19 protein-coding genes are annotated in these 21,617 nt (G+C 67.6%); 8 read left to right on the top strand and 11 right to left on the bottom strand.

All coding sequences use genetic code 11. The features are described from left to right. Positions 1-127: 127 nt before the first annotated feature. Entirely contained in the window at positions 128-487 is a 360-nt protein-coding gene (locus HDC96_RS13430; protein ID WP_179460445.1) for a DUF1428 domain-containing protein, read from the bottom strand. A gap of 663 nt (positions 488-1,150) precedes the next feature. Between HDC96_RS13430 and HDC96_RS13425 the strand changes: the two genes are divergently transcribed. Then, positions 1,151-1,723: an Ax21 family protein gene (locus tag HDC96_RS13425; RefSeq protein WP_179460444.1), complete on the top strand. Its 573-nt coding sequence runs from the start codon at positions 1,151-1,153 to the stop codon at positions 1,721-1,723. A gap of 128 nt (positions 1,724-1,851) precedes the next feature. After that, positions 1,852-2,277, top strand: a complete 426-nt coding sequence (locus HDC96_RS13420) for an NUDIX domain-containing protein (RefSeq protein WP_179460443.1) — start codon at positions 1,852-1,854, stop codon at positions 2,275-2,277. A 10-nt stretch (positions 2,278-2,287) separates the two neighbouring features. Here HDC96_RS13420 and HDC96_RS13415 read toward each other — a convergent pair whose 3' ends face one another. Genes HDC96_RS13415 through HDC96_RS13390 form a run of 6 tightly spaced genes read right to left on the bottom strand, consistent with a single transcriptional unit; the run spans position 2,288 to position 11,144 of the window. Further along, positions 2,288-3,391 (bottom strand): sugar kinase, encoded by a 1,104-nt coding sequence (locus HDC96_RS13415; protein ID WP_179460442.1) that lies wholly within the window; start codon positions 3,389-3,391, stop codon positions 2,288-2,290. Continuing rightward, a complete protein-coding gene (locus HDC96_RS13410) occupies positions 3,388-4,569 on the bottom strand; it encodes a GDSL-type esterase/lipase family protein (RefSeq protein ID WP_179460441.1) in 1,182 nt (393 codons plus the stop codon). The genes HDC96_RS13415 and HDC96_RS13410 overlap by 4 nt, the downstream gene beginning before the upstream one ends. A 30-nt stretch (positions 4,570-4,599) precedes the next feature. Beyond that, on the bottom strand, positions 4,600-5,355 hold the full coding sequence (locus tag HDC96_RS13405) for a glucose 1-dehydrogenase (protein ID WP_179460440.1): 756 nt from the start codon (positions 5,353-5,355) through the stop codon (positions 4,600-4,602). A 43-nt stretch (positions 5,356-5,398) separates the two neighbouring features. After that, positions 5,399-6,691: an MFS transporter gene (locus HDC96_RS13400; RefSeq protein ID WP_179460439.1), complete on the bottom strand. Its 1,293-nt coding sequence runs from the start codon at positions 6,689-6,691 to the stop codon at positions 5,399-5,401. After that, on the bottom strand, positions 6,688-8,901 hold the full coding sequence (locus HDC96_RS13395) for an oligoalginate lyase (protein ID WP_179460702.1): 2,214 nt from the start codon (positions 8,899-8,901) through the stop codon (positions 6,688-6,690). Before HDC96_RS13395 ends, HDC96_RS13400 begins: the two co-directional genes overlap by 4 nt. A gap of 17 nt (positions 8,902-8,918) precedes the next feature. Beyond that, positions 8,919-11,144, bottom strand: a complete 2,226-nt coding sequence (locus HDC96_RS13390) for a polysaccharide lyase 6 family protein (protein ID WP_343203017.1) — start codon at positions 11,142-11,144, stop codon at positions 8,919-8,921. A 280-nt stretch (positions 11,145-11,424) separates the two neighbouring features. Here HDC96_RS13390 and HDC96_RS13385 point away from each other — a divergent pair, with 280 nt between their 5' ends. Both HDC96_RS13385 and HDC96_RS13380 read left to right on the top strand, forming a co-directional pair. Next, positions 11,425-14,316, top strand: a complete 2,892-nt coding sequence (locus HDC96_RS13385; RefSeq protein ID WP_179460438.1) for a TonB-dependent receptor — start codon at positions 11,425-11,427, stop codon at positions 14,314-14,316. An 89-nt stretch (positions 14,317-14,405) separates the two neighbouring features. After that, positions 14,406-15,149, top strand: coding sequence for a FadR/GntR family transcriptional regulator (locus tag HDC96_RS13380; RefSeq protein ID WP_179460437.1), 744 nt, complete (start codon positions 14,406-14,408; stop codon positions 15,147-15,149). 21 nt (positions 15,150-15,170) lie between these two features. Here the strand turns inward: HDC96_RS13380 and HDC96_RS13375 are convergent, their stop codons facing one another. Further along, positions 15,171-15,560, bottom strand: a complete 390-nt coding sequence (locus HDC96_RS13375; protein WP_179460436.1) for a DUF6165 family protein — start codon at positions 15,558-15,560, stop codon at positions 15,171-15,173. 235 nt (positions 15,561-15,795) lie between these two features. Between HDC96_RS13375 and HDC96_RS13370 the strand changes: the two genes are divergently transcribed. After that, complete coding sequence (locus tag HDC96_RS13370; RefSeq protein WP_179460700.1) at positions 15,796-16,434, top strand: TorF family putative porin; 639 nt, start codon at positions 15,796-15,798, stop codon at positions 16,432-16,434. A 12-nt stretch (positions 16,435-16,446) separates the two neighbouring features. On the opposite strand, the gene HDC96_RS13365 is transcribed toward HDC96_RS13370, so the two are convergent. Further along, positions 16,447-17,628 (bottom strand): MFS transporter, encoded by a 1,182-nt coding sequence (locus HDC96_RS13365; RefSeq protein WP_179460435.1) that lies wholly within the window; start codon positions 17,626-17,628, stop codon positions 16,447-16,449. Positions 17,629-17,727: 99 nt separating this feature from the next. On the opposite strand from HDC96_RS13365, the gene HDC96_RS13360 reads away from it, so the two are divergent. Continuing rightward, positions 17,728-18,663, top strand: coding sequence for a LysR family transcriptional regulator (locus HDC96_RS13360; protein ID WP_179460434.1), 936 nt, complete (start codon positions 17,728-17,730; stop codon positions 18,661-18,663). Here HDC96_RS13360 and HDC96_RS13355 read toward each other — a convergent pair. Further along, positions 18,629-19,099: a DUF1456 family protein gene (locus HDC96_RS13355; protein ID WP_176990948.1), complete on the bottom strand. Its 471-nt coding sequence runs from the start codon at positions 19,097-19,099 to the stop codon at positions 18,629-18,631. The two genes, HDC96_RS13360 and HDC96_RS13355, sit on opposite strands and share 35 nt — an antisense overlap. Before the next feature lie 190 nt (positions 19,100-19,289). On the opposite strand from HDC96_RS13355, the gene HDC96_RS13350 reads away from it, so the two are divergent. Both HDC96_RS13350 and HDC96_RS13345 read left to right on the top strand, forming a co-directional pair. Continuing rightward, positions 19,290-19,742, top strand: a complete 453-nt coding sequence (locus HDC96_RS13350) for a hypothetical protein (protein ID WP_179460433.1) — start codon at positions 19,290-19,292, stop codon at positions 19,740-19,742. Between the two features lie 97 nt (positions 19,743-19,839). Then, a complete protein-coding gene (locus HDC96_RS13345) occupies positions 19,840-20,589 on the top strand; it encodes an SDR family NAD(P)-dependent oxidoreductase (RefSeq protein ID WP_179460432.1) in 750 nt (249 codons plus the stop codon). Positions 20,590-20,734: 145 nt separating this feature from the next. Here HDC96_RS13345 and HDC96_RS13340 read toward each other — a convergent pair whose 3' ends face one another. Then, on the bottom strand, positions 20,735-21,607 hold the full coding sequence (locus HDC96_RS13340) for an SPOR domain-containing protein (RefSeq protein WP_179460431.1): 873 nt from the start codon (positions 21,605-21,607) through the stop codon (positions 20,735-20,737). Between the last annotated feature and the right edge of the window lie 10 nt (positions 21,608-21,617).

The raw sequence follows: 21,617 nt of genomic DNA, 5'->3' as shown, positions 1-21,617 counted from the left end.
CGGCATCGTCATCATGGCGCCCGCTCCCTGCCAGCCTGGAGCACCGAGCATGCCGGTGCTCCAGCGCCGACTCAAGCGGCGTTGCGCCAACAGATCCGCCTGGCCCGGGCCGAACCCGGCGCCCGGATCACTGCTTCAATTCCACCACCGGCACGAAGCCGCCGTAGATCATCCGCTTGCCGTCGAACGGCATCGGATTGTTCTCCGGGTTCATCTGCGGGTCTTCCATCATCTTCTGCATGCCGGCATCGCGCGTGGCCTTGTCCGGCCATTCGATCCAGGAAAACAGCACTGCCTCATCCTCCTTCGCTTCGACCGCGCGATGGAAGTCGGTCTGCTTGCCGTGCGGAACATCATCGCCCCAACACTCCACCACGCGCAGCGCACCGTGTTTGATGCAGATCGCATCGCCCATGCGGGCGTGCTCGAGGAATCTGTCTTTGTTCGCGGTCGGGACGGCCAGTACGAAACCATCGATATACGCCATGACAACGCTCCGGATGGCGCGCCAGGATGGGCGCCTTCAAGGCATACGACGAACCAGGGGGCGGAGTATCGACACTGCGCTCGAGGCCCTTTGCGGCGGGTGAATACCTTGGGCGGACCCGGGCGGACCCATTCCGCGCGTGCCGGCCCCCACCCGGCCGAGGGTCCGGAGGGTCAGAAAAATCCGAATCAGAGTGAGGAACTTCCTGATGGTTCAGCTGACGCATCCAGCCCATGATGGCGTTGCCGGGCAGGACGCCCCACGGCGCCCTGCGGTCCGACGCCCCACGGCACGGACCTCGGTGCATTCAGGAGGATGGACGCGTTAGCCGATTACTCCCCAAGAGCGGCTTCCCCAGCGCGTGACGCCCCGCAAGGGCACCGTCGTGACCAGAGTCCTTTCCCGCACGGCTCCCGTGCGTGGCCTTTCCCCCGCATCTGTTGCCCGCGTGACGATCGCGCGCTACGGGCATTCACGCCTTCATCGCCTGGGAAAAGCCACGCGCGTATGCCAGAGCGCGTCTGAACGCCGCCCCAAAATTCACTTTTGCGCAGGTGGTCAACTTCAGGGCGGGTTGTGTCGAATAACGGAGAATTTACATTCCCGATGCAGTCCGGCTTCCATGCCGGGTGCAAGTAGTCCAAGACATAAAGGTGTACCCCCATGAAGACTTCGTTGATTGCTCTGGCCCTGGCTGCCGCCCTCCCGTTCACCGCTTCGGCGGCTGAAGGCCTGTCCTACAACTACGCTGAAGCCGACTACGTCAAGACCGACGCAGATGGCGGCAAGGCCGATGGTTGGGGCGTGAAGGGTTCCTACGCCTTCCACCCGAACTTCCACGCCTTCGGTGAGTACAACCAGCAGAAGACCGACATCGGTGACTTCAAGGTTGACCAGTGGCGCGTCGGCGTGGGCTACAACCAGGAAATCGGCAACAGCACCGACTTCGTGGGCCGCGTTGCCTACAACAAGTTCGACCCGAAGGAAGGCCTGGACTTCAACGGCTACAGCGCTGAAGCCGGTATCCGTACCGCGTTCGGCCAGCACGCCGAAGTCTATGCCATGGCCGGCTACGAGGATTACAGCAAGAAGCACGGCGTCAATCCGGATGGCCAGTTCTACGGCCGCCTGGGTGGCCAGGTGAAGTTGAACCAGAACTGGGGCATCAACGGCGACATCAAGATGGATCGCCACGGTGACAAGGAATGGTCGGTCGGCCCGCGCTTCAGCTGGTAATCCCAGCGTGACCGCATCGCCACGCGCCTGATCGGCGTGGCAGGAAAGGCCCGGCATTGCCGGGCCTTTTTCGTGGGCGCGGTTTCCGCGGGGAGAGGGATAATGAGGCCCTGTCATGGAGATGCCTGATGTCCGAGTCCCCTGCGTTGCAGCAACCCCGCCTCGGTTGCGGTGCCGTCATCCAGCGCGCCGATGGCGCGATCCTGCTGGTCCAGCGCGGGCGTCAGCCCGAACAGGGCCACTGGGGCCTGCCCGGTGGCAAGGTGGATTTCATGGAGAAGGTCGAAGATGCCGTGGTGCGCGAAGTCCTGGAAGAAACCGGGCTCGAGGTGACCGTCGAACGGCTGCTGTGCGTCGTGGATCACTTCGAACCGGCGCTGGGGCAGCACTGGGTGGCACCGGTGTATCTGGCACGTGTGCCGGCAACGGTGCAGGCCACGCTGCGCGAACCTGAAGCAATCCTCGCGCTGGACTGGTTCCAGCCGGACGCACTGCCCGCGCTGCTGACCGTCTCTGCCACCCAGGGCCTGGCGCAGCTTTCAACGCTGCGCTGATCCGCATCCCTCAGCGGCGCGCTGCCGCCCCATCGCCGCGCGCCACGGCCTCCACTTCCGCCAGGCTGGTGATGGCGTAGTCGCCCGGCGTGGACATCGCCAGCGCGCCATGCGCGGCGCCCAGGTCCACTGCCGCCTGCTCGCCCTTGCCGCTGAGCAGGGCATGCACCACGCCGGCGACGAAGGCATCGCCACCGCCGACCCGGTCGAGCAGGTCCACTTCGCGCGCGTCGGAGACATACAGCTGGGCCCGCGTGCGCAGTGCACCCGCCCATCCATGCCGGGCCGCCGTTGCGGCGTCGCGCAGGGTGAAGGCCACCGCCTGCAGCGTGGGGAACCGGGCCAGTGCACGCACCGCAGCCGCCTCGGCCGGGCCGACATCCATCGGCGTGTGGCGACGCCCGAGATCGCTCAGGTCCATGCCCAGGCACGCGGCGAACGAATACTCATCGCCGATCAGCAGGTCGCACTCGGCAGCGATCGCACAGTTGGCGTGGCGCGCGGCGTCCGGATCGGGATGGCTGTTCCAGAGGCTGGCGCGGTAGTTGAGGTCGTAGGAGACCGCCACGCCGTGCCGCCGCGCGGCACGCACCGCCGTGATCGCCGTCGCCGCGCTGTGCTCGGACAGGGCGGCGAAGATCCCACCGGTGTGCAGCCAACGCACACCGTGCTGGCCGAACAGCGCATCCCAGTCGAACGTCTCCGGCTGCAGCTGTGAGGCGGCCGAGTACGCGCGATCGGAGATGCCCAGCGGCGCACGTGCACCGAAGCCGCGTTCGGTGAAGTTCAGGCCCATGCGCGTGTTGCGGCCGATGCCGTCGTAGTCACGCCAGACGATCTGGCCGGCATCCACGCCACCGGCCTGGATCAGCTGCCGGGCGAGCAGGCCGAGTTCATTGCGCGGCAGGGCGGTAAGCACGCCGGTGCGATGCTCGAAGGTGCTGCACAGGCCGCGTGCGACGTTGTACTCACCGCCGCCTTCCCACACGGTGAACTGGCGCGCGCTGCGGATCCGGCCTTCGCCGGGATCGAAGCGCAGCATCACCTCGCCCAGCGCCAGTGCGTCCCAGCGCTGGCCCTTGTCAGGCGCAACCCGGAAAGCCTGGGCACTCATCGCGCCGGGCACCCGAGCAGGGCCAGATCGATGCCGTCGGCCATCCGCCGGTAGCCTTCATCGTTGGGATGCAGGTGGTCGCGGGTGATGTCCTCGGGCAGGTTCTCCGGGTTGGCCGGATCACGCAGGATCCGGTCGAAGTCGATCAGCCCATCGAAGCCGCTGCGGCCGCCGCGCATCCAGGTGTTGAGCGTGGTGCGGGTGGCGGCGGCGATCGGCTCGTAGCGGTCCGAGCCACCGAACGGGGTGATCGTGGCAGCAATCGGGCGGATGCCGTTACTGTGCAGGCGCTCGGCGATCTGCCGGTAGCCCAGCACCATGTCCTCGGCGTTGCGGCCTGCCACGGGCGGGGTGCCGCCGTCGTGGCGGATGTCGTTGATGCCTTCGAACAGGATCACGCGGTCCACGTTCGGCAGCGCGATCACATCGCGGTCCAGCCGCGCCAGCGCGCTGTGGCTGCGGCCATGGTCCATCACCTTGTTGCCACTGATGCCGGCGTTGACCACCACCACCTGGTCCGGACAGGCCCGCTGCAGGCGGGCGGACAGCAGTGCGGGCCAGTCACCGTTGCTGCCGCGGGTGGCCGTGGCGCCTTCGGTGATCGAGTCGCCGAGGGCGACCACCACGACAGGCTTGCGGGTACGTTCGGCCAGCACGGCGGAGACCACGTTCTGCCGGTAGGCGAGTTTGACCGCATCGCCCACGGTGGCAGCGCGGCCGTCGGCGATGCGCAGCGCGGTGCGGCGCACGGCAGGGCGCGTGGCATCCGGGAAGTACACGGTGAGCGAGACGTCGGCCAGCGCCGGTGCGGTGATCGCGACCGGGTCGCTGAGCAGGGCGGCGCCGACCGGCACCACGACATCGCCACGTCCATTGAAAGTGACCGGCTTGGCCGCGGTGGCGGTGCCGGTGAGATGGGCCGAGGCACTGCCGATATGCAGCGGTGCCTGGCCGAGTTCATTGCTGATGCGGAAGCGCAGGGCGCGGGCCGAACTGGCCAGGCGCATGTCCTGGCGTACGGTCTGGTTCGCGAACTGCACCGGGGCCTCGGGGGTGCCATCGAGACGGTCCGGGGCCGGCGAAGCGGTCCAGGCCGGCACCCAGACCTGGGCCTGGGCGGGCAGCGCCGCGGCGCTGGTGGCAAGTGCAAGAGAGACTGCAGTGATCCAGCGCAGCATGGCGGCCCTCCCAGGCGGTCAGCGGGTCAATCAGGAGAAATAGGTGCCGCCGTTGACGTCGACGTTGGCACCGGTGATGAAACCGGCCGCATCCGACGCGAGGTACACGGCGGTATCGGCGGCTTCCTGCGGACGCCCTTGGCGGCGCAGCGGTGTGTTGCCGGCCACCGCGGTGCGCACTTCCGGCTTGGTGAACTCGTCATGGAAGCGGGTGGCGATCATGCCGCAGCACAACGCGTTGACGCGGATGCCGCGCGGGCCCAGCTCCTTCGCCATGGCACGGGTGAAGGTCATCACCGCGGCCTTGGCGGTGGCGTAGATCGCCGCGCCCGGGCCACCGCCATCGCGGCCGGCCTGCGAAGCGAAGTTCACGATCGCGCCGCCTTCGGGCATGTGCGGTACCACCGCATGCGTGGTCAGGTAGACCGAACTCATGTTGAGGTCCATCACCTTGTGGAAGAACGCCTCGTCGATCTCGGCCAGCGGACGGCGCTGGACCATGCCACCGGCCACGTTCACCAGTACATCGATCTGCGGGCCGAACGCGGCCTGGGTCGCGGCGACCATCGCCGTCACCGCCTTGGCATCGGTGACATCGGCGCGATGCACGATCGCCGTGCCGCCGGCGGCTTCGACCTGCTTGAGGGTCTCCTGCGCGCTGGCTTCGTCGTTGGCGTAGTTGATGCAGACCTTGGCACCGGCCGCAGCCAGCTTGAGCGAGATCTCGCGGCCGATGTCACGGCCGCCACCGGTGACGATCGCCACCTTGTCCTTGAATTGGGTCATGAAACACTCCTGTGATGCGTTGGGGGAAAGGGATGAAGGGGACTCAGCGGCGCTCGACCGGGCCGTGGATTTTTTCCACGCGACCGGTGACCAGCCACAGCGCCAGCAGGGAGGCCGGCACCAGGGCCGCCACCAGGATGAAAATCGGTGCGTAGGATTCGTGGGTCATCGCCGGCACCAGCCAGGTGGTGATCAGCGTGCCGGCCACCGCGGCCATGCCACCCAGGCCGGCGACCGAACCAACCGACTTGCCACTGAAGATGTCGCCGGGCAGGGTCTGGATGTTGCCGATGGCGATCTGGAAGCCGAGCAGCACGAAGGCGATGGTGACGACCGCCCAGACCGGATCGGTGGCCAGCACCGCGCCGATCAGCGCCGGCGCCATGATCGCGCCGCCCAGGGTGATCACGACCTTGCGCGCCTTGTCCACGCTCCAGCCGGCGCCGATCAGGCGGCCGGACAACCAGCCGCCACCGAGGCTGCCGATCATCGCGCCGACGTAGGGCACCCAGGCGAAGATGCCGATCTGCTTGATGTCGAATCCAAAGGTGTCGGCCAGATAGATCGGCAGCCACGACACGAACAGCCACCAGATCGGGTCCAGGAAGAAACGCGAGATCAGGATGCCCCAGGTCTGGCGGTGGCCCAGCAGCTGGCGGACGTTCGGTACGTACTCGGCGACCGGCACCGCAGGCTGCTCGGCCGGCGCATCCACAATCAACGCACGCTCGGCCGCGCTCACCCACGGGTGCTTGTCCGGTCCGGCGCGGTAGATGATCAGCCACGGCAGCAGCCAGACGAAACCGATCGCACCGATCAGGATGAACGTGCCGCGCCAGCCCAGCCACAGGAACAGCACGGCGATCAGCGGCGCGGAGATGATGGCGCCGATCGAGGCGCCGGCGTTGAACACGCCCTGCGCCAGCGCACGCTCACGCGCCGGGAACCACTCGGCATTGGCCTTGACCGCGCCCGGCCACGCACCGGCCTCGCTGATCCCGAGCATGGCGCGCACGATGCTGAAGGACAGGATGGAATGGGTGACCGAGTGCAGGGCGATCGAGATCGACCACACCGCGATCGACAGCGCGAAGCCCAGCCGCGTGCCGATGATGTCGAACAGGCGCCCGAACACGAACTGGCCGGCGGCGTAGAACAGCATGAACACCGTGACCAGCAGCGCGTAGTCCTCCTTGGTCGCGCCGACATCCTGCGAAATCTGCGGCCACATCACCGCCAGGGCGTTGCGGTCGATGTAGTTGATCACCGTGGCTACGGCGATCAGCGCCACGATCAGCCAACGGACATAGGTGCGGGCCTGCGTGGTGACTTTCATTTGCCGTCCTTGCCAGTGCTGGTATCGAAGCGCTTCCAGCCGCCGTCCCAGCGCCAGCTGTGTCCGCCGCCGCTGACTTCATGCGCCCCACCCTTGGCCGGGTCATCGGCGATGCCCAGCGCCAGGCGCTTGCCACCAGCCAGGTCGAGCACCAGCACGTCCGCATCCTTGCCGCGGTAGTGGGTGAGACGGTCGATGCGGCTGTTGGCGCCGCGCACGGTTTCGGCGGTGCCGTCGTACTGGCCGTGCGGTTCGAGCACGCCGTAGAACGTGGTGGCGGCCTGGCCATCCACGCGCTGCAGCAGCATCGGCTCGCGGCGCAGGTTGAACGACGGATCGTTCGCACCGCTCTCGCCGATCAACGCGCGCGAGGGTGCAGTGCTGGCGAAGCGGTACGTGTAAAAGCGGCCGTCGAGCAGCCAGGTCAGGCTGCGCGCCTCGCGGGTCGGCTCGCTGGCCGCATCGATCCAGACATGCTGGTAGCCGTTGGCCTTGCCCAGCACCGGACGCGCGGCAACCGCGGACTGGCTCTTGAAGCCCACGTCCATGATGTGCCCATTGAAGTGCAGCGGCAGGTCATAGCGCGCGGCCTTGGTGCCGGTGACGCGCAGCAGATCCAGCACCACCGGCTCGCCCAGCGCAGGATGCGAGAGCAGCGCCTGGGTGCGGGTGAAGCTGACGCCGTCATAGGCCCCCTCCATCCGCGCCGAAGCGATCTGGGTGTCGTCGCTGACCGCGAACAGCAGCGGGGTCGGTGCCAGTGGCTGGCCCTTCTTCCAGTCGCCACCGAAGTGGCTCTGCTCGTTCACCACCAGCGTGTTGTGCGCGATGGTCTGCCGGGCCCAGCTGCTGTTCTCCGGCAGGTAGATGCCACCGGCCTTCGCCTCGATGTTGAGGAAGCGCGCGGCGCCGTAGTCGGTGACCACGCGCTGGCCGTTGTCGTAGAACAACCAGTTGAGCTTGTCGAAGTGGCCGTGGCCCATGCCCTGCTTGGTGTTCTTCATCACCAGCGCCTGGCCGTTTTCGCCACCCATGCGCAGGATCGCCAGCGCGCCTTCGGTGCCGTCCGGGCCGTCACGCAGCAGGGTGGGGACGAAGGCGAATGGCTTGGCCTTGTTCCCGGCCAGCGCCTGGGCCACCTGCAGGCCCTCCGGCGAGAGCAGCACGCGCTTCTGAGTCTGGGCCACGGAGAGCAGGCGGGCATCGCCGGTCTGCGCGTACGCGATATCGATGCCGGCCACCAGTTCCTCGGTGTCCAGGCCTTTGTCGAGGATGGCGTCGTTGATCGGGAAGAAGTAGCCGCCGTAGCTGCTCTGCACCAGCGCATCCACGGCTTTGAGCAGCACGCCGTCGCGGCGCTTGAAGATGCCGCGCTGCGGTTCGTTGCGCTCGATGGCGTTGGCGAACAGGATGAACGGCGCCAGCGCATACCGCTGGTAGTACGGGCCTTCTTCGTAATACCCGTCCGGCGAGAACAGCTGATCGACCTGTTTCAGGAAGCCGGCGCTGCCATCGCGTTTGCTGCCCTGCAGGGCTTTGTCGACGTAGCCGGTATCGCGCAGGACGTAGCCGGTCATGCCCACGGCAGCGACAGCCCAGGTGGCGTGGTTGTGGATCTTGTCGAAATTCTCCGGCGTGCCGGACAGGAAATCGGCCATCGCGCGGAACACATGCGTGTCGATGGTGTCGCGGTCGGCGGCACTGAGCGTGTCGCGGATCGCGTCGTAACCCTGCGCGGCGCTGACCAGCCAGACCGAATCGTTGAGGGTCTGCCAGAACAGCCGGCCGGGGATCTGGCCGCGGCCCTGCGGGTGCGCGTCCAGGCCCGGGTAGAGCTTGGCGTAGCCAAGCAGCAGGTCGCGGGCGAAGGTGGCATACGCCTTGTCGCCGGTCAGGCGGTACAGCGCGCCGGCGGCCTGGATGGCCTGGTAATTGCGCTTGTGCTGTTCGTGGGTGTAGCCACCGCCCTTGTCCTTGGGCACCGGCACGTCGATACCGGCCGTCATCATCGCGCGCACGCGCTGCTCGGCCCGCTGCTGTTCCTTGGCGAACAGCGGCGAGCGCGCGCCCTCGGCCCGCATCTGCGTCCACTGCGAGGCGGTGACCAGCACCGGTGCGGTGGCCGCGTCGGCGGGCGCCTGCCGGGCGGCGGGGGCGGCCTGCGCCGCGGGCAATGCGGCGCCGCCAAGCGTGGCGGCGAGCAGCAGCATCAGGGGCGGGGCGTGATTCATGGCAGGGCCTCAACAGGGGTATCGGACAGCAACGGCGCGGTGGCCGTCAGCGGGTTGTCGCCCATGCGCAGGGTGGGTTCCCCGACGCGATGGCTGAAACGGATGCGGCCGCTGCGGTCGAAGCGGTTGTCGCGGATGCTGGCGAACTGCACGCCATGCAGGCGCAGGCTGGTGTCATCTGCCACGCCCACCTGCTCGAACTGGTTGCCGCGCACCTGCAGCGCCGGGCCAAAGGTGCTTTCGTCGGTGCCGCCGCGATACAGGTTCAACACCGGTCCGCCGATGCGGCGGAAGCGGGAGTCCAGCAGATCGACCTGCTCGGCGTTGTAGGTGCCGAGGTCATCGGTCTCGGCGGCTGCGGCGATCACGCTGCCGCTGATGTCCTCCACCGTGACGTTCGACAGCGCGATCCGCGCGGCCAGGCTGCCCTTGCCGGTGGCGATCACGTCGAAGGCCTTGTTGGCGGTCAGCCCGTGTACGCGGCTGTCTTCGACAAGCAGCGTGTAGTTGAAGGCCTGGCTGCCGGGCGGGACGCGGATCACTGCGTTGCCGGCGGCGTCCGGTGCGAGCGCGCCGTCGATGTCCAGCCGCGCCAGGCGCAGCGAACCGCCCGCGCCGATCTCGAACAGGCTCGGCCGCGAGAACTGCACGCTGGCTTGGCCGCGCGCGGGGCCGAGCACGCTGAGCGGATGGTCCACCGCCAGCACCTGGCTCACGGTATAGCGGCCGCGCTGCAGTTGTAGCCGGTCGCCCGGCGCGCTGGCGGCCACGGCGGCGGTCAACGTGTCCTCGCCCGGTGCGACCTGGCGCACGGCGCCACTATCCAGTGCGGTGGCCGGCAGGGTCTTGGGGTACCAGTCCACGCCGACCTGGTCGCGCGCGATCGGGGCGAGGTCGCGCGGGGCGCCGGCATCGACCGCAGTGGTGGGGTACAGAAGGCCGTTGGCCGCGCGCTGAAGGGTCAGGGACTGGCCGCGGACACCGCCGGGGAAGCCGGCTGACACGGCAGGGCTCTGCACGTTGCCGGCGAAGGTGATGCCGGATAGGTCACCCTGCGTGCGCAGCAGATCGCGTTTCCCGTCGCCGATGAACAGGTTGCCGGCGATGCGGCTGTTCACCGGCATCGCATTGCGCTCCTCATCCAGCCCCGCGCCCAGCAGCAGGGTGCCGACCTGGATGAAGCTGTTGCGTTCGATCACCGCATGGTCGATCTGCTCGTAGCGGTTCAAGGGTGCGTTGTGCGTACCGGCCATCACGCTCAAGGCCGCGGCGAAGTTGTCGCCGGCGATGCCTTCGAAGTAGTTGTCGCGCACGGTCTGGTTGCGGTTGATCACGCGCACCCCGCCGGTATGCGCCTTGCCATGGCCGAGGAACACATTGCGCTCGACCAGATTGCCATGGCCGTGGCGCAGCACCAGTGAGCCGCGCGAGTCCTGGAAGACGTTGCCGCGGTACGTGTTGCCACCGGACTTGTTGGAGACGATCTCGACCTCGCCATCGCACTGCTCGAACCAGTTGTTCTCCACCACGGTGCGCGAATCGGACTGCGAATCGTGGCTGGTGCCGATGCGCATGGTCTCGCCGCCGTTGGCGCCCAGGTTGGGGCGCGGGCCGAACCAGTTGTGGTCGATGCGGTGCTGGTTGTCCAGGCCGCTGGTGGCGTTGCGCACCACCACCAGGGTGGTGCCGGCATTGGTCTTGCCCACCAGCTGGTTGTGGTCGAAGCGGTTGTGCTGGCCGTAGAGCGCCACCCAGTGATCGGACTGCTGGCGGTCCGGCTTGTTGTAGCGGTCGATCACGACCCCGGTGACCCGGCTGTGGTCGGCCCACTCGCTGGACGACCGCCGGAAGGAGATCACTTCACCGCCGGGTGCCCAGCCATCGCGGAATACAAGGTTGGAGACCTCCAGATGCGCGCCGGCCAACCGCAGCTGGGACTGGCCGCTGAGAATCACGTTGCCGGGGGTCTGCGCCGTCAACTTAATTGGTTGACCAATTTTGCCGGTACCCTGGAAAAGCAGATCGACGTCGCGCCAGACGCCATCCGCCAGGACCACCGTATCGCCGGGGGCGAGGGCGCGTACCGCGGTGGCGTATGCCGCGGCATCGCGCACCAGATGATCGGCCGCCAGGGCAGGGAACGTCGCCAGCGACAGGCTCACCAGCAGGGCCTTGGCCATGGGGCGCAGCGCCAGCGGCGCGTGCGGGTGTTGCAAAGTCACGGGCTACCCTCCCAGATGAACCGTAGCGACCAACGCGAGCCACGATCCTAACAGGTTGCCGGACGTGCACGTCAACCACAATCGCATACCACTTTAGGTGCATGTGGTATGCGATCTGCGCATTTTTCTGCTGCGTCCGCACATTAAATCCATGCAAAGTGGTCTGGGCGGTGATGCGGGGTAGACTTTAGTACCAATTCATTGACATTGGTCCATCAGTCGTGAATCTTCCGGATCGAATCCGTGTAATCGGACGATCCATCCTGGGAGGGAGATCACGATGTTGCATGACCGCCGTACGGCCTCGCCACGAGGCCTCCGCCACACCGCGCTGCACAGCGCGCTGTTCTATGCCCTGTGTGCCACTGCGGCCCTGCCGCTGGCCCACGCACAGGACGCCGATGCCCCGGCCACGCCGCCGGCCGAAGCCACCACGCTGGACCAGGTCCAGGTGACCGGCATCCGCGGCACCATCCAGACCTCGATCGACAAGAAGCGCGAGGAGACCGTGGTCTCCGATGTGCTGGCGGCCGACGACATCGGCGATCTGCCGGCCCTGTCGATCGGTGAAGCGATCGAAACCATCACCGGTGCGTCCACCCATCGCGAGAAGGGCGGTGCATCGGAAATCTCGATCCGTGGCCTTGGGCCGTTCCTCGGCTCGTCCACCTTCAACGGTCGCGAGGCCACCAATGGCAGCGGCGACCGTTCGGTGAACTTCAACCAGTTCCCGTCCGAACTGATCAACACCGTGGCGATCTACAAGACCCAGCGCGCCGACTTCGTCGAAGGCGGCGTGGCCGGCACGATCAACATGGAGACGGTCAAGCCGCTCGAATATGGCAAACGCACGTTCCAGCTCGACGGCCGCGGCACCTGGCAGGAGTACGACGATCGGCTCAAGGACAAGGACGGCGTGGGCTGGCGCGGTACCGCCAGCTACATCGACCAGTTCGACATGGGCAACGCCGGCAAGCTCGGTGTCTCCATCGGCGTGCAGGCGCTGGAAGGCAGCAACCCGGAAGAAATGTTCTCCAGCAGCTCCACCTGGGTCGCATGCGATGGCCGTGAAGTGGTCGGCGCGACGCGCAACTGCACCCAGGTCAACGGCAAGGACGTGGCCAACGGCGTGCCGTACTACCTGGTGCCCAGCAGCCGCATCTACCGCCAGTTCATCGAGCACGACAAGCGCGATTCGCAGTTCGCCGCGCTCCAGTGGCGGCCCAGCGATACGGTGGAAGTGAACCTGGATTACCAGCACTCCAAGCGCGACTACACCGAGGACCGCTCGGATCTGTCGCTGTCCTCGATGATGCGCAACCTCAACAACCGCGTGGTCACCGACGATGGCGCGCTGCTGCACCACACCGGCAGCACCACGGTCGATTCCACCGGCAACTTCCTGGAGCGCCAGGAGGAATACACCGGTGGCGGGCTCAACGTGATCTTCCGGCCGAGCCCGGCGTGGACGCTGTCCACCGATCTGTCCTACTCCAACACCCTGCGTGACCAGATCGAACGCAGCACCCGCCTGCGCGCCGGTCGCACCGACGTCAACGGCCAGCCGGTCGGCGGTATCAAGAACACGCGCTACGTCGATTACACCTACGACTACAGCGGCGATGTGCCGAGCATCTCTCTGGATCCGGCGTTCGATGTGAACAATCCGGACAACTTCACCGATTCGGCGCTGGTGCGTCGTCGCCAGCAGAACCGCGAGCACACCATCCGCGCGGGCCGCTTCGATGCCACGTTCACCCCGGAAAGCGGCTTCTTCACCGCGATCAAGGGCGGCCTGCGCCGGTCCGAAGCCACCTACACCGATTACACCGACACCGTGGATGTCACCACCACCAATGTCGCCGCGATCCGCGCTGCCAACCTGGCCTGCCGCCAGGCGTTCCCGCAGGACGATTTCCTGGACAACGCCAGCGGCAACACCATCGACCAGTGGGCCAGCTTCGACAGCCGCTGCCTGTTCAAGGCCTTCACCGGCGTGGACGACACCGGCCTCAGCGCGGACCTGCGCAACCCGGCCAACAACGATGTCACCGAGAAGACCAGCGCGCTCTACCTGATGGGCGACTACAGCGCCGAATGGTTCGGCCTGCCGGTGACCGGCAACATCGGCGTGCGTGGTGTGCGCACCGAGGTGCGTTCGGTCGGCCTGCGCAGCGGCCTGGATGTGATCAACAATCCCGACGGCACCGTGACCCTGGAACCCACCGGCGATTTCACCTCGCAGGTGCTCAAGTCCAGCAACACCGAATGGCTGCCCAGCTTCAATGCCGCCTTCGAGCTGCGCCCGGACCTGCTGCTGCGCGTCGGTGCCTATCGGGCGATGTCGCGCCCGGACCTGGCCGCCGAAGGCTTCGGCCGCACCTTCAACCTGGGTGAGGTGGATACCGAGTTCAACAGCGTCGGCGATGCACTGCGCAGCATCACCGCCACCGGCAACCCGCGCGCCAAGCCGTTGATGTCGTGGAACGGCGACCTCTCGCTGGAGTGGTATGCCAACGAAGACACCCTGCTGTCCGGTGCGCTCTACTACAAGCAGTTCAACGGCGGCTCGATGCCGGTGATCGTCAACGAATCCTTCGATATCGACGGCCAGAGCGTGACCGTGCCGGTGGAGCAGCTGGCCACCAGCGACCAGAAGAGCGATCTGTTCGGCGTCGAGTTCACCGCCTCGCACAGCTTCTCCTACCTGCCGGGCATCTTCTCCGGGCTGGGCGTGAAGGCCAGCTACAACTACGCCGATTCCAACTTCAAGACCGAAGACCTGCGCCTGGGCGAGTCCACCGACCCCACCACCGGCGTGGTGACCCCGGGCATCGTCGAGCCGGCCAACATCTTCGGCCTGTCCAAGCATGTGGCTTCGGCGCAGGTGTACTGGGGCTTGGGCAAGCTCGACCTGCAGGCGATCTACAAGTACCGCTCCGACTATTACCAGCAGTTTGTCGGCGACCCGTCGCAGAACCGTTATGTGCGGGACAATGGCTCGCTGGACTTCCGCGCCACCTACAAGGTGAACAAGCACCTGTCGCTGTCGCTGTCGGCCAGCAACCTCACCGATGAGCCGCGGGTGTCGGATATGCCCATCCTCGGCAGCTTCCGCGAGTACACCACGTACGGGCGGCGGTATTATCTGGGGGTGCGCTACCGCTTCTGAGGTCAGTGGCGCGGTTTTTCCGACCGCGCCGCTCTCTGAAGGCGCGGTCGCGTGTCGGTCCCCAGCCACCTGTCAGCAGGCCTTTGATGATGTCCGAACCCCGTCTGTACCAGTCCATTGCCGCCGAAATCGTCGCGCTGATCGAGAAGGGCGAATTCCCGCCGGGCTCGCGCCTGCCGGGCGAACGCGACCTGGCCGAACGCCTGGGCGTGAGCCGGGTGACGGTGCGGGAGGCGGAAATCGCGCTGGAAGCGCAGGGCCTGATCACCATCAAGACCGGCTCCGGCGTGTACGTGAAGGCCAAGCCGTCGCAGGCGCCGGGCGCACTGCCCGACGTCTCGGCGTTCGACCTGACCGCCGCACGCGCGGTGATCGAGGCCGAGGCCGCGGCGATGGCCGCCAGCCGCATCACCGATGCCGAACTGGAGGACCTGGCCGGCCTGATCGCGGCCATGGTCGATCCCAACTCGGGTGAAGCGGCGGCCAGCGAGGCCGACCGCCAGTTCCACCTCTCGATCGCACGGATCGCCGGCAACCCGGTGGTGGAGCACTGCGTGCAGCTGATCTGGCGGATGCGCAACGAGCTGCCGCGGGTCAAGCAGGTCTACGCCAACGTCTGCCACAACGACGACGACACCCGCGACGAAGAACACACCCGGATTCTCGATGCCCTGCGCCAGCGCGACCCGGCAGCGGCGCGGCTGGCCATGCGCAACCACTTCCAGCGGCTGTTCGAATCGATGCTGGAAGCCACCGAGAATGAAGCGCTGGCCGAAATCCGCCGGCGGACCCAGCAGGACCGCGAGCGCTTCAGGGCCGCGACCGGGCACTGAGCCCGGTGTAACGCGGCGGAATCACTCGCCCTGGTACTGCTTCTCTTCGACCAGCTGCGAGCCGGCGATGCGGTTGATCTCGTTCTTCACTTTGACCCGCTCGCCATTGGTGCCATAGACGCCGCGGGCCAGCTGGATGAAGGCATCGTCGAAGACCTGCGCTGCTTCCTTGTCGCGCAGCTGGTCCTGGATCTCCCACATGCGCTCGTTGATCGCCTTGAGCTGCGTCTTCAGCGCCTCCAGCCCGGGCTGCGCGCCCACCTGCTGCTGCCACAGCGGCCACAGCCCATCGAGTTCCTTGCGGACGTTGGCGTTCTTGCCGGCATCGACAATGCGTTCGGCCTTGATTTCCAGGATGGTGATCTTGTCGATCAGTTCGCCAATCGATACCGGGGTCAGGATCGCGTCCACGCCATTACTCGCAACAGGTCAGAGCGGCCATGATACCGCGCACCCCCGGGCACCACCCTGACGCAGGATTTACAGAAACGTTGCGCCGATCGGGTGGCCACGCCATGGCGGCTTTACGCCGGTCCTGAGGACACTGTCGCTCTCGACGGCGCGGCCGTCATCTGGAGCGGGACACGTGGTGGGTAACTATTCGAAACAGCGCCTGCGCTGCGGCGTGGTGCTGGTGGGGCTGGTCATGAGCGGTGCGGCCGCGGCCGCGGTGGAAGGCAATGCGACGCTGACCTCGGACTACGTCTGGCGCGGCAGCTCGCAGAGCGACGGCGATCCGGCCGTGCAGGCGGGCGTGAAGCTGAGCGCGGGCAGCGGCTGGTATGCCTCGGCGTGGGGCTCGGGTGTCTCGTTCCGGCCGGACAACGGCGCGCGCAGCGAGTTTGATCTTGTCGCCGGCTGGAGCGGGGCGGTGACGCCGGACTGGAGCGTGGACGTCAATCTGACCCGCTACGTCTATCCGTCCGCCACGGTCGATCTGGACTGGACCGAGCTCAACGGCACCGTCACCTGGCGGCAGCGCGCCTGGCTGCAGGTCGGCGTCTCCGACAACGCGCTGGCCGGTGGCCATGGCGGCACCTACGCCCAGCTCGGTGCGCGCCTGCCGCTGGGCGAGCAGTGGCGTATCGAAGGGGCGGTGGGCCACTACTGGCTGGACAGCGCGCAGGCCGATGACTACCTGCACGGCCAGCTCAGCGTGGTGTGGCGTGTGCACGGTGCGTGGGAGCTGCGGGTGACCGGGCATGACACCGACGGTGCCGCCAAGCGGCTGTTCCCGGGCAACGCGGGATCGCGCCTCGAGGTCGCGGTGCAGACGAGTTTCTGAAGTGCGCGGGCGCTACGCCCGCCGCTTTACCTGCGACATCGCCCAGATGCCCATCGCCACCACCGCAACGCAGGCACCGGTGACGCATACACCGGTCCAGCCGAAGCGATCAAAGACCTGCGCCGAGACCAGTGAGCCCAGCGAGCCACCGATGAAGTAGCCGGTCATGTAGCCGGCACTGAGCCGGTTGCGGGCCTCCGGGCGCAGCGCATACACCACGTTCTGGTTGCTCACGTGCAGCAGCTGCGCGGCCAGGTCGAGCACGATCACGCCCAGCACCAGCGCGATCAACGAGTGCGTGGAAAAGCCCAGCGGCAGCCACGATGCGGCCAGCAGCACCAGCGCCACGGTGGTGGCCAATGCGGCCTTGCCACGGTCGGCCATGCGCCCGGCCACGCCCGCGGCCAGCGTGCCGGCCGCACCGACCAGCCCGAACAGGCCGATCGTCGCATCGCTGTAGCCATAGGGCTCGGCCGCCAGCAGGAACGCCAGCGGCGTCCAGAAGATCGCGAACATCGCAAAGCTCAGCGCGCCCAGTACGGTACGCAGGCGGAACACCGGCTCCTGCGCGAACAGGGTGCCGATCGAGCGCAGCAGCTGCAGATAGCCCAGCCCGGCGGTCTGATGGAAGCGCGGCAGATGCCGATAGAGCATGCCGGTGGTCAGCACCAGCGCGGCCGCAGCGATCCAGTACACCTTGCGCCAATCGCCCAGCGAGGACAGCGCCCCAGCGACGGTGCGTGCCAGCAGAATGCCGAGCAGCAGGCCGCTCATCACCGTGCCAACCACCTGGCCGCGCTCCTCCGGCCGCGCCAGCGTCGCCGCGAATGGCACCAGCACCTGCGCCACCACCGAGAACAGGCCGGTCAGCGCGGTGCCCACCAGCAGCCACACGAACTGATGGCTGAGCGCGCTCAGCACCAGGCCGGAGGCCGACAACAGTGACATCACCACGATCAGCCGACGGCGCTCGAACAGATCGCCCAGCGGCACCAGCAGGATGAGGCCGGCGGCATAGCTCAGCTGGGCGACGGTCACCACCGTGCCGGCACGCGCGAAGGACACCCCGAACTGCCCGGCGATGGTGTGCAGCAGCGGCTGCGCGTAATAGTTGCTGGCCACGGCCACGCCGGTGGCGAAGGCCATCAGCAGGACCTGCCAGCGGCTGAGCGGCGAGGGCGCGTCGTGGGTCATGACGGGCTCCGGATAAGAAGGGGCGCCAGTGTCCGCCTGATCCACAAATGAGGGAAATGAATAGTTATCATCCGATGCATCTGAAAATGAGATGGCGCGATGAACCTGAAGCAGCTCGAGTTCGCGGTCGCGCTGGCCGAGGAGGGCAACTTCACCCGTGCCGCGCAGCGCTGCCACGTCGTGCAGTCGGCGCTGAGCCACCAGATCGCCCATCTCGAGGACGAACTGCAGGCCACGCTGTTCGAGCGCCTGCCGCGTCAGGTCAGGGTAACGCCCGCCGGTGAAGCACTCTTGACGCACGCACGCCAGGTGCTCGCCTCGCTGCGGCATCTGCGCGATGACGTTGCCGCCGTCGGTGGCCAGGTGCGCGGCATCCTGCACATCGGCCAGATCACCTCGTTGACCGCCGTGGATCTGGTCGCCTGCCTGGCGACGTTCCATCGGCTCTATCCGCAGGTCGCGTTCCGCCTGCGCATGGACAAGAGCGAGGTGTTGATGGCCGATGTGCGCGAGCGGCGGCTGGATGTGGCGCTGGTGGGCTTATCGCCGGGCACGCCGATCGAAGGCGCCCAGCATCGATTGCTGGCCGAGGAATCGATGGTCGCGGTGTTGCCGCCAGAGCATCCCTTGGCGACGCGCAAGCGGCTCTCGCTGGCGACGCTGGCCGAGCTGCCGCTGGTGGATTTCCCGCAGGGGAGTGGGGCCCGCCGGCAGACCGACGAGGCCTTCGCCGCCGCCGGACTGCCCCATCGGGTGCCGTTCGAGATCAATCACATGGCGCTGGTCGAGCGCTTCGTGCAGCAGGGCCTGGCGGTTGGCATCGTGCCGCAGGCGATCGCCGCCGGTTTCAGCGGCGTTGCCTGTGTGGCGATCCAGGGTGCACCGACCCGGCGCGTGCATGCGGTCTGGTCGAACCTGCCCACGCCGGCGGCGCGGGCCTTCATGGAGGAACTGCTGCAGCACGTGGCCCCGACACCGGCGCCACGCACCAACACCGCCCTCAGGCGGCGCGCACGCGCAGGGTCAGGCCCTTGAGGAAATTGCGCAGCATCTGGTCACCGCAGGCGCGGTAGTTCTTGTGGTCCGGCTGGCGGAACAGCGCGGACAGTTCCGGCTTGGAGACCGAGAAACCGGCAGCGTCGAACACTTCGTGCATGTCGACGTCCTTCAGCTGGAAGGCGACGCGCAGCTTCTTCAGCACCAGGTTGTTGGTGATGCGCTTTTCCACCGGGCGGACCGGCTGGCTCTCGTCGCGGCCGCGGAAATGCACGATCAGGCCATCCAGGAAATGCGCCAGGGTGCGGTCGTCGCAGGGCACGAAGCCTTCTTCGTCTTCCTTGCGCAGCCAGCCGGCCACATCGGCCTTGTCGACCACGAAGGCCGGATCGGCCAGGGCACAGGTGTCGGCGATCATGCCGTCGCTGAGGTCGAGCATGTAGCGGATGCTGCGCAGTACATCGTTGTTGATCATGAGACGTCCAATACCGCCGGCGCGGCTGCGCGGCTGGCGGCCATTTTACCCCGTGCCGGGCGCGCGGCCGGCTGCGACCGGTGGTCGCTGTCATCTGGCTGCCATGAAAGTGAAGCACAGTGCCGCGATCAGGCATCGACAGGCAGTGGAGCAGGCAATGCGCAGGTGGCAGATACTCGGGTGTGTGGGCATGTTGCTGGCGGGCCAGGCAGGGGCGCAGGCCCCGTATGTGGCGCTGGAACAGCGGCTGGATCCGCAGGCGCTGGCCGAGGTCGGGCTGACCCCGGGCCAGTTGCAGACGCTGAACCGCCTGCTGCGCCAGGCCGAGGCCGACGCCCCGGCACCGGTGGCCGTCGCGGCGGCGCCGGCCGCAGGCCCGGGCCTGCCAACACCGGCCCCGATGTTCCCCGGGCTGGACGATGGCCCGATCCACGCCAAGGTCACCGGCCAGGTGGACGGCTGGGCCCCCGGCACCGTGTTCACCCTCGACAACGGCCAGCAGTGGCAGGTGCTCAAGGGCGGGATGACGCTCAAGACCGCCCGCAGCAACCCCGAGATCGTCGTGGTGCCGGGCATCGCCGGCCGCTGGTTCCTGCAGGTGGATGAGGACCTGCCCAAGGCGCGCGTGTTCCGCATCCGCTGACGCGACGACCCTGAGCGGCAGGCAGCGGAGCAGCGCCCGGCGCTGCACCGGGCGGGCATCGGTGCGAAAATGGCCGGGATCTTCACGGAGTACCTCGATGACCCGTACCGCTCTGATTACCGGCGCCACCTCCGGCTTTGGCGCCGCCGCCGTCCACCGTTTCGCACAGGCCGGCTGGCGCGTGATTGCCACCGGGCGCCGGGCCGAGCGCCTGCAGCCGCTGGTCGATGCCTACGGTCCCGAGCGCGTGCATGCCGCGGTGTTCGACGTGCGCGACAGCGTGGCGATGGAAGCGGCCCTGGCCGCCCTGCCGGCCGGGTTCGCCGACATCGACCTGCTGGTCAACAATGCCGGCCTGGCCCAGGGCACCGCCCCGGCCCAGAGCGCCTCGCTGGAAGACTGGCGCACCATGATCGACACCAACGTCACCGCCCTGGTGACGCTGACCCATCGCCTGTTGCCGCAGCTGGTCGCGCGCAAGGGCGCGGTCATCAACATCAGCTCGGTCGCCGGCGTGTACCCGTACCCGGGCGGCAACGCCTATGGCGGCACCAAGGCCTTCGTCAGCCAGTTCTCGCTCGGCCTGCGCTCGGACCTGCACGGCAGCGGCGTGCGCGTGACCACGATCGAGCCGGGCATGGCAGAAACAGAGTTCACCGTGGTCCGCACCCATGGCGACCAGGCCGCTTCGGACAAGCTCTACACCGGCGCCAACCCGATGACCGCCGAGGACATCGCCGAGCAGATTTTCTGGGTCGCCTCGCTGCCGGCACACCTGAACATCAATCGCCTCGAAGTAATGCCGGTCAGCCAGTCGTTTGCCGGCTTCCAGGTCGCGCGCGACTGATCGCAGGCCCCGGTAGCTGCCGACCGTTGGTCGGCAGTCCCGGTTGCGGGGCGGCAGTCTCCCGGTAGTGCCGGCCGCTGGCCGGCAAGAAAAAGCCCCGCATCGCGGGGCTTTTTCATGGCTCAAATAGCGCCGACCAGCAGTCTTACTGCGCCTTGATAGCCATCGCCTGAAGCCCCGTCCCATCCAGCTTCTGCTTGGCTTCGGCCAGCTCGCCCGCGCTGCCATACGGCCCCATGCGCACGCGGTACACGGTCTTGCCGTTGATCTGCGCCGATTCCACGCGCGCCGCCAGGCCGATCATCGCCAGCTTGGCCTTGGTCGCCTCGGCATCGCCAGACGCACCAAACGCACCGGCCTGCAGGATGTAACGCACGTTACTGGCCGCTGGCGCAGCCACCGCAGCAGCAGGCGTTGCCGCCGCAGCTGCCGTCGGCTTCTGTGCAGCCGGGTTAGCGGCCGCCGTCTGCGCCGGCGTTGCCGCCGCAGCCGTGGTCGCCGCCGGGCGCTCCGCCACCGGGGCGGGCAGCGGGGCCGTGCTCACCGGTGCCGCCGACGTGGTCGCCGCGGTACTGGTCGGCGCCGGTGCGGGCGGCAACGGGCGGCCTTCCAGCGCCGCCTGCGCGCGCTGCGCTTCCGCCTTGGCACGGCGCTGATCTTCGGCGCGTGCGCTGGCCGCCAGCTCGGCATCGGACATTTCCACTTCCTTGCCGGGCAGCAGGGTGTAGAAGTCGTACTGCGTCGCCGCCGGCTTGGCCGCTTCGGCGGGCGTGGCGGCGCCCGGCTTGGGCAGCTCGGTGCCGACGTCGGTCTCGGCGTCGCTCACCGGGGCCGGCTGGGCGTTCGGGTCCGGCTGCGGGCCGACCCGCAGGAAGCCATCACCCTCGTTCTTGAACAGGTTCGGTGCCGCCAGGAACACCACGGCCGCAATCGCCACACCCGCGACCAGCCACACCCATCCCGGGGTGCCCTGGTTGCTGTTGCGCCGTGCCTGGCTCTTGCCGCGTCGTGCTGCCATTTACTGCTTC

Origin of the sequence: Stenotrophomonas sp. JAI102, from assembly GCF_013409105.1 — a bacterium.
GTDB classification, from domain to species: domain Bacteria; phylum Pseudomonadota; class Gammaproteobacteria; order Xanthomonadales; family Xanthomonadaceae; genus Stenotrophomonas; species Stenotrophomonas maltophilia_AA.
The sequence above is the reverse complement of the archived record's forward strand: the minus strand, read 5'-3'. Positions and strand labels throughout refer to the sequence as shown.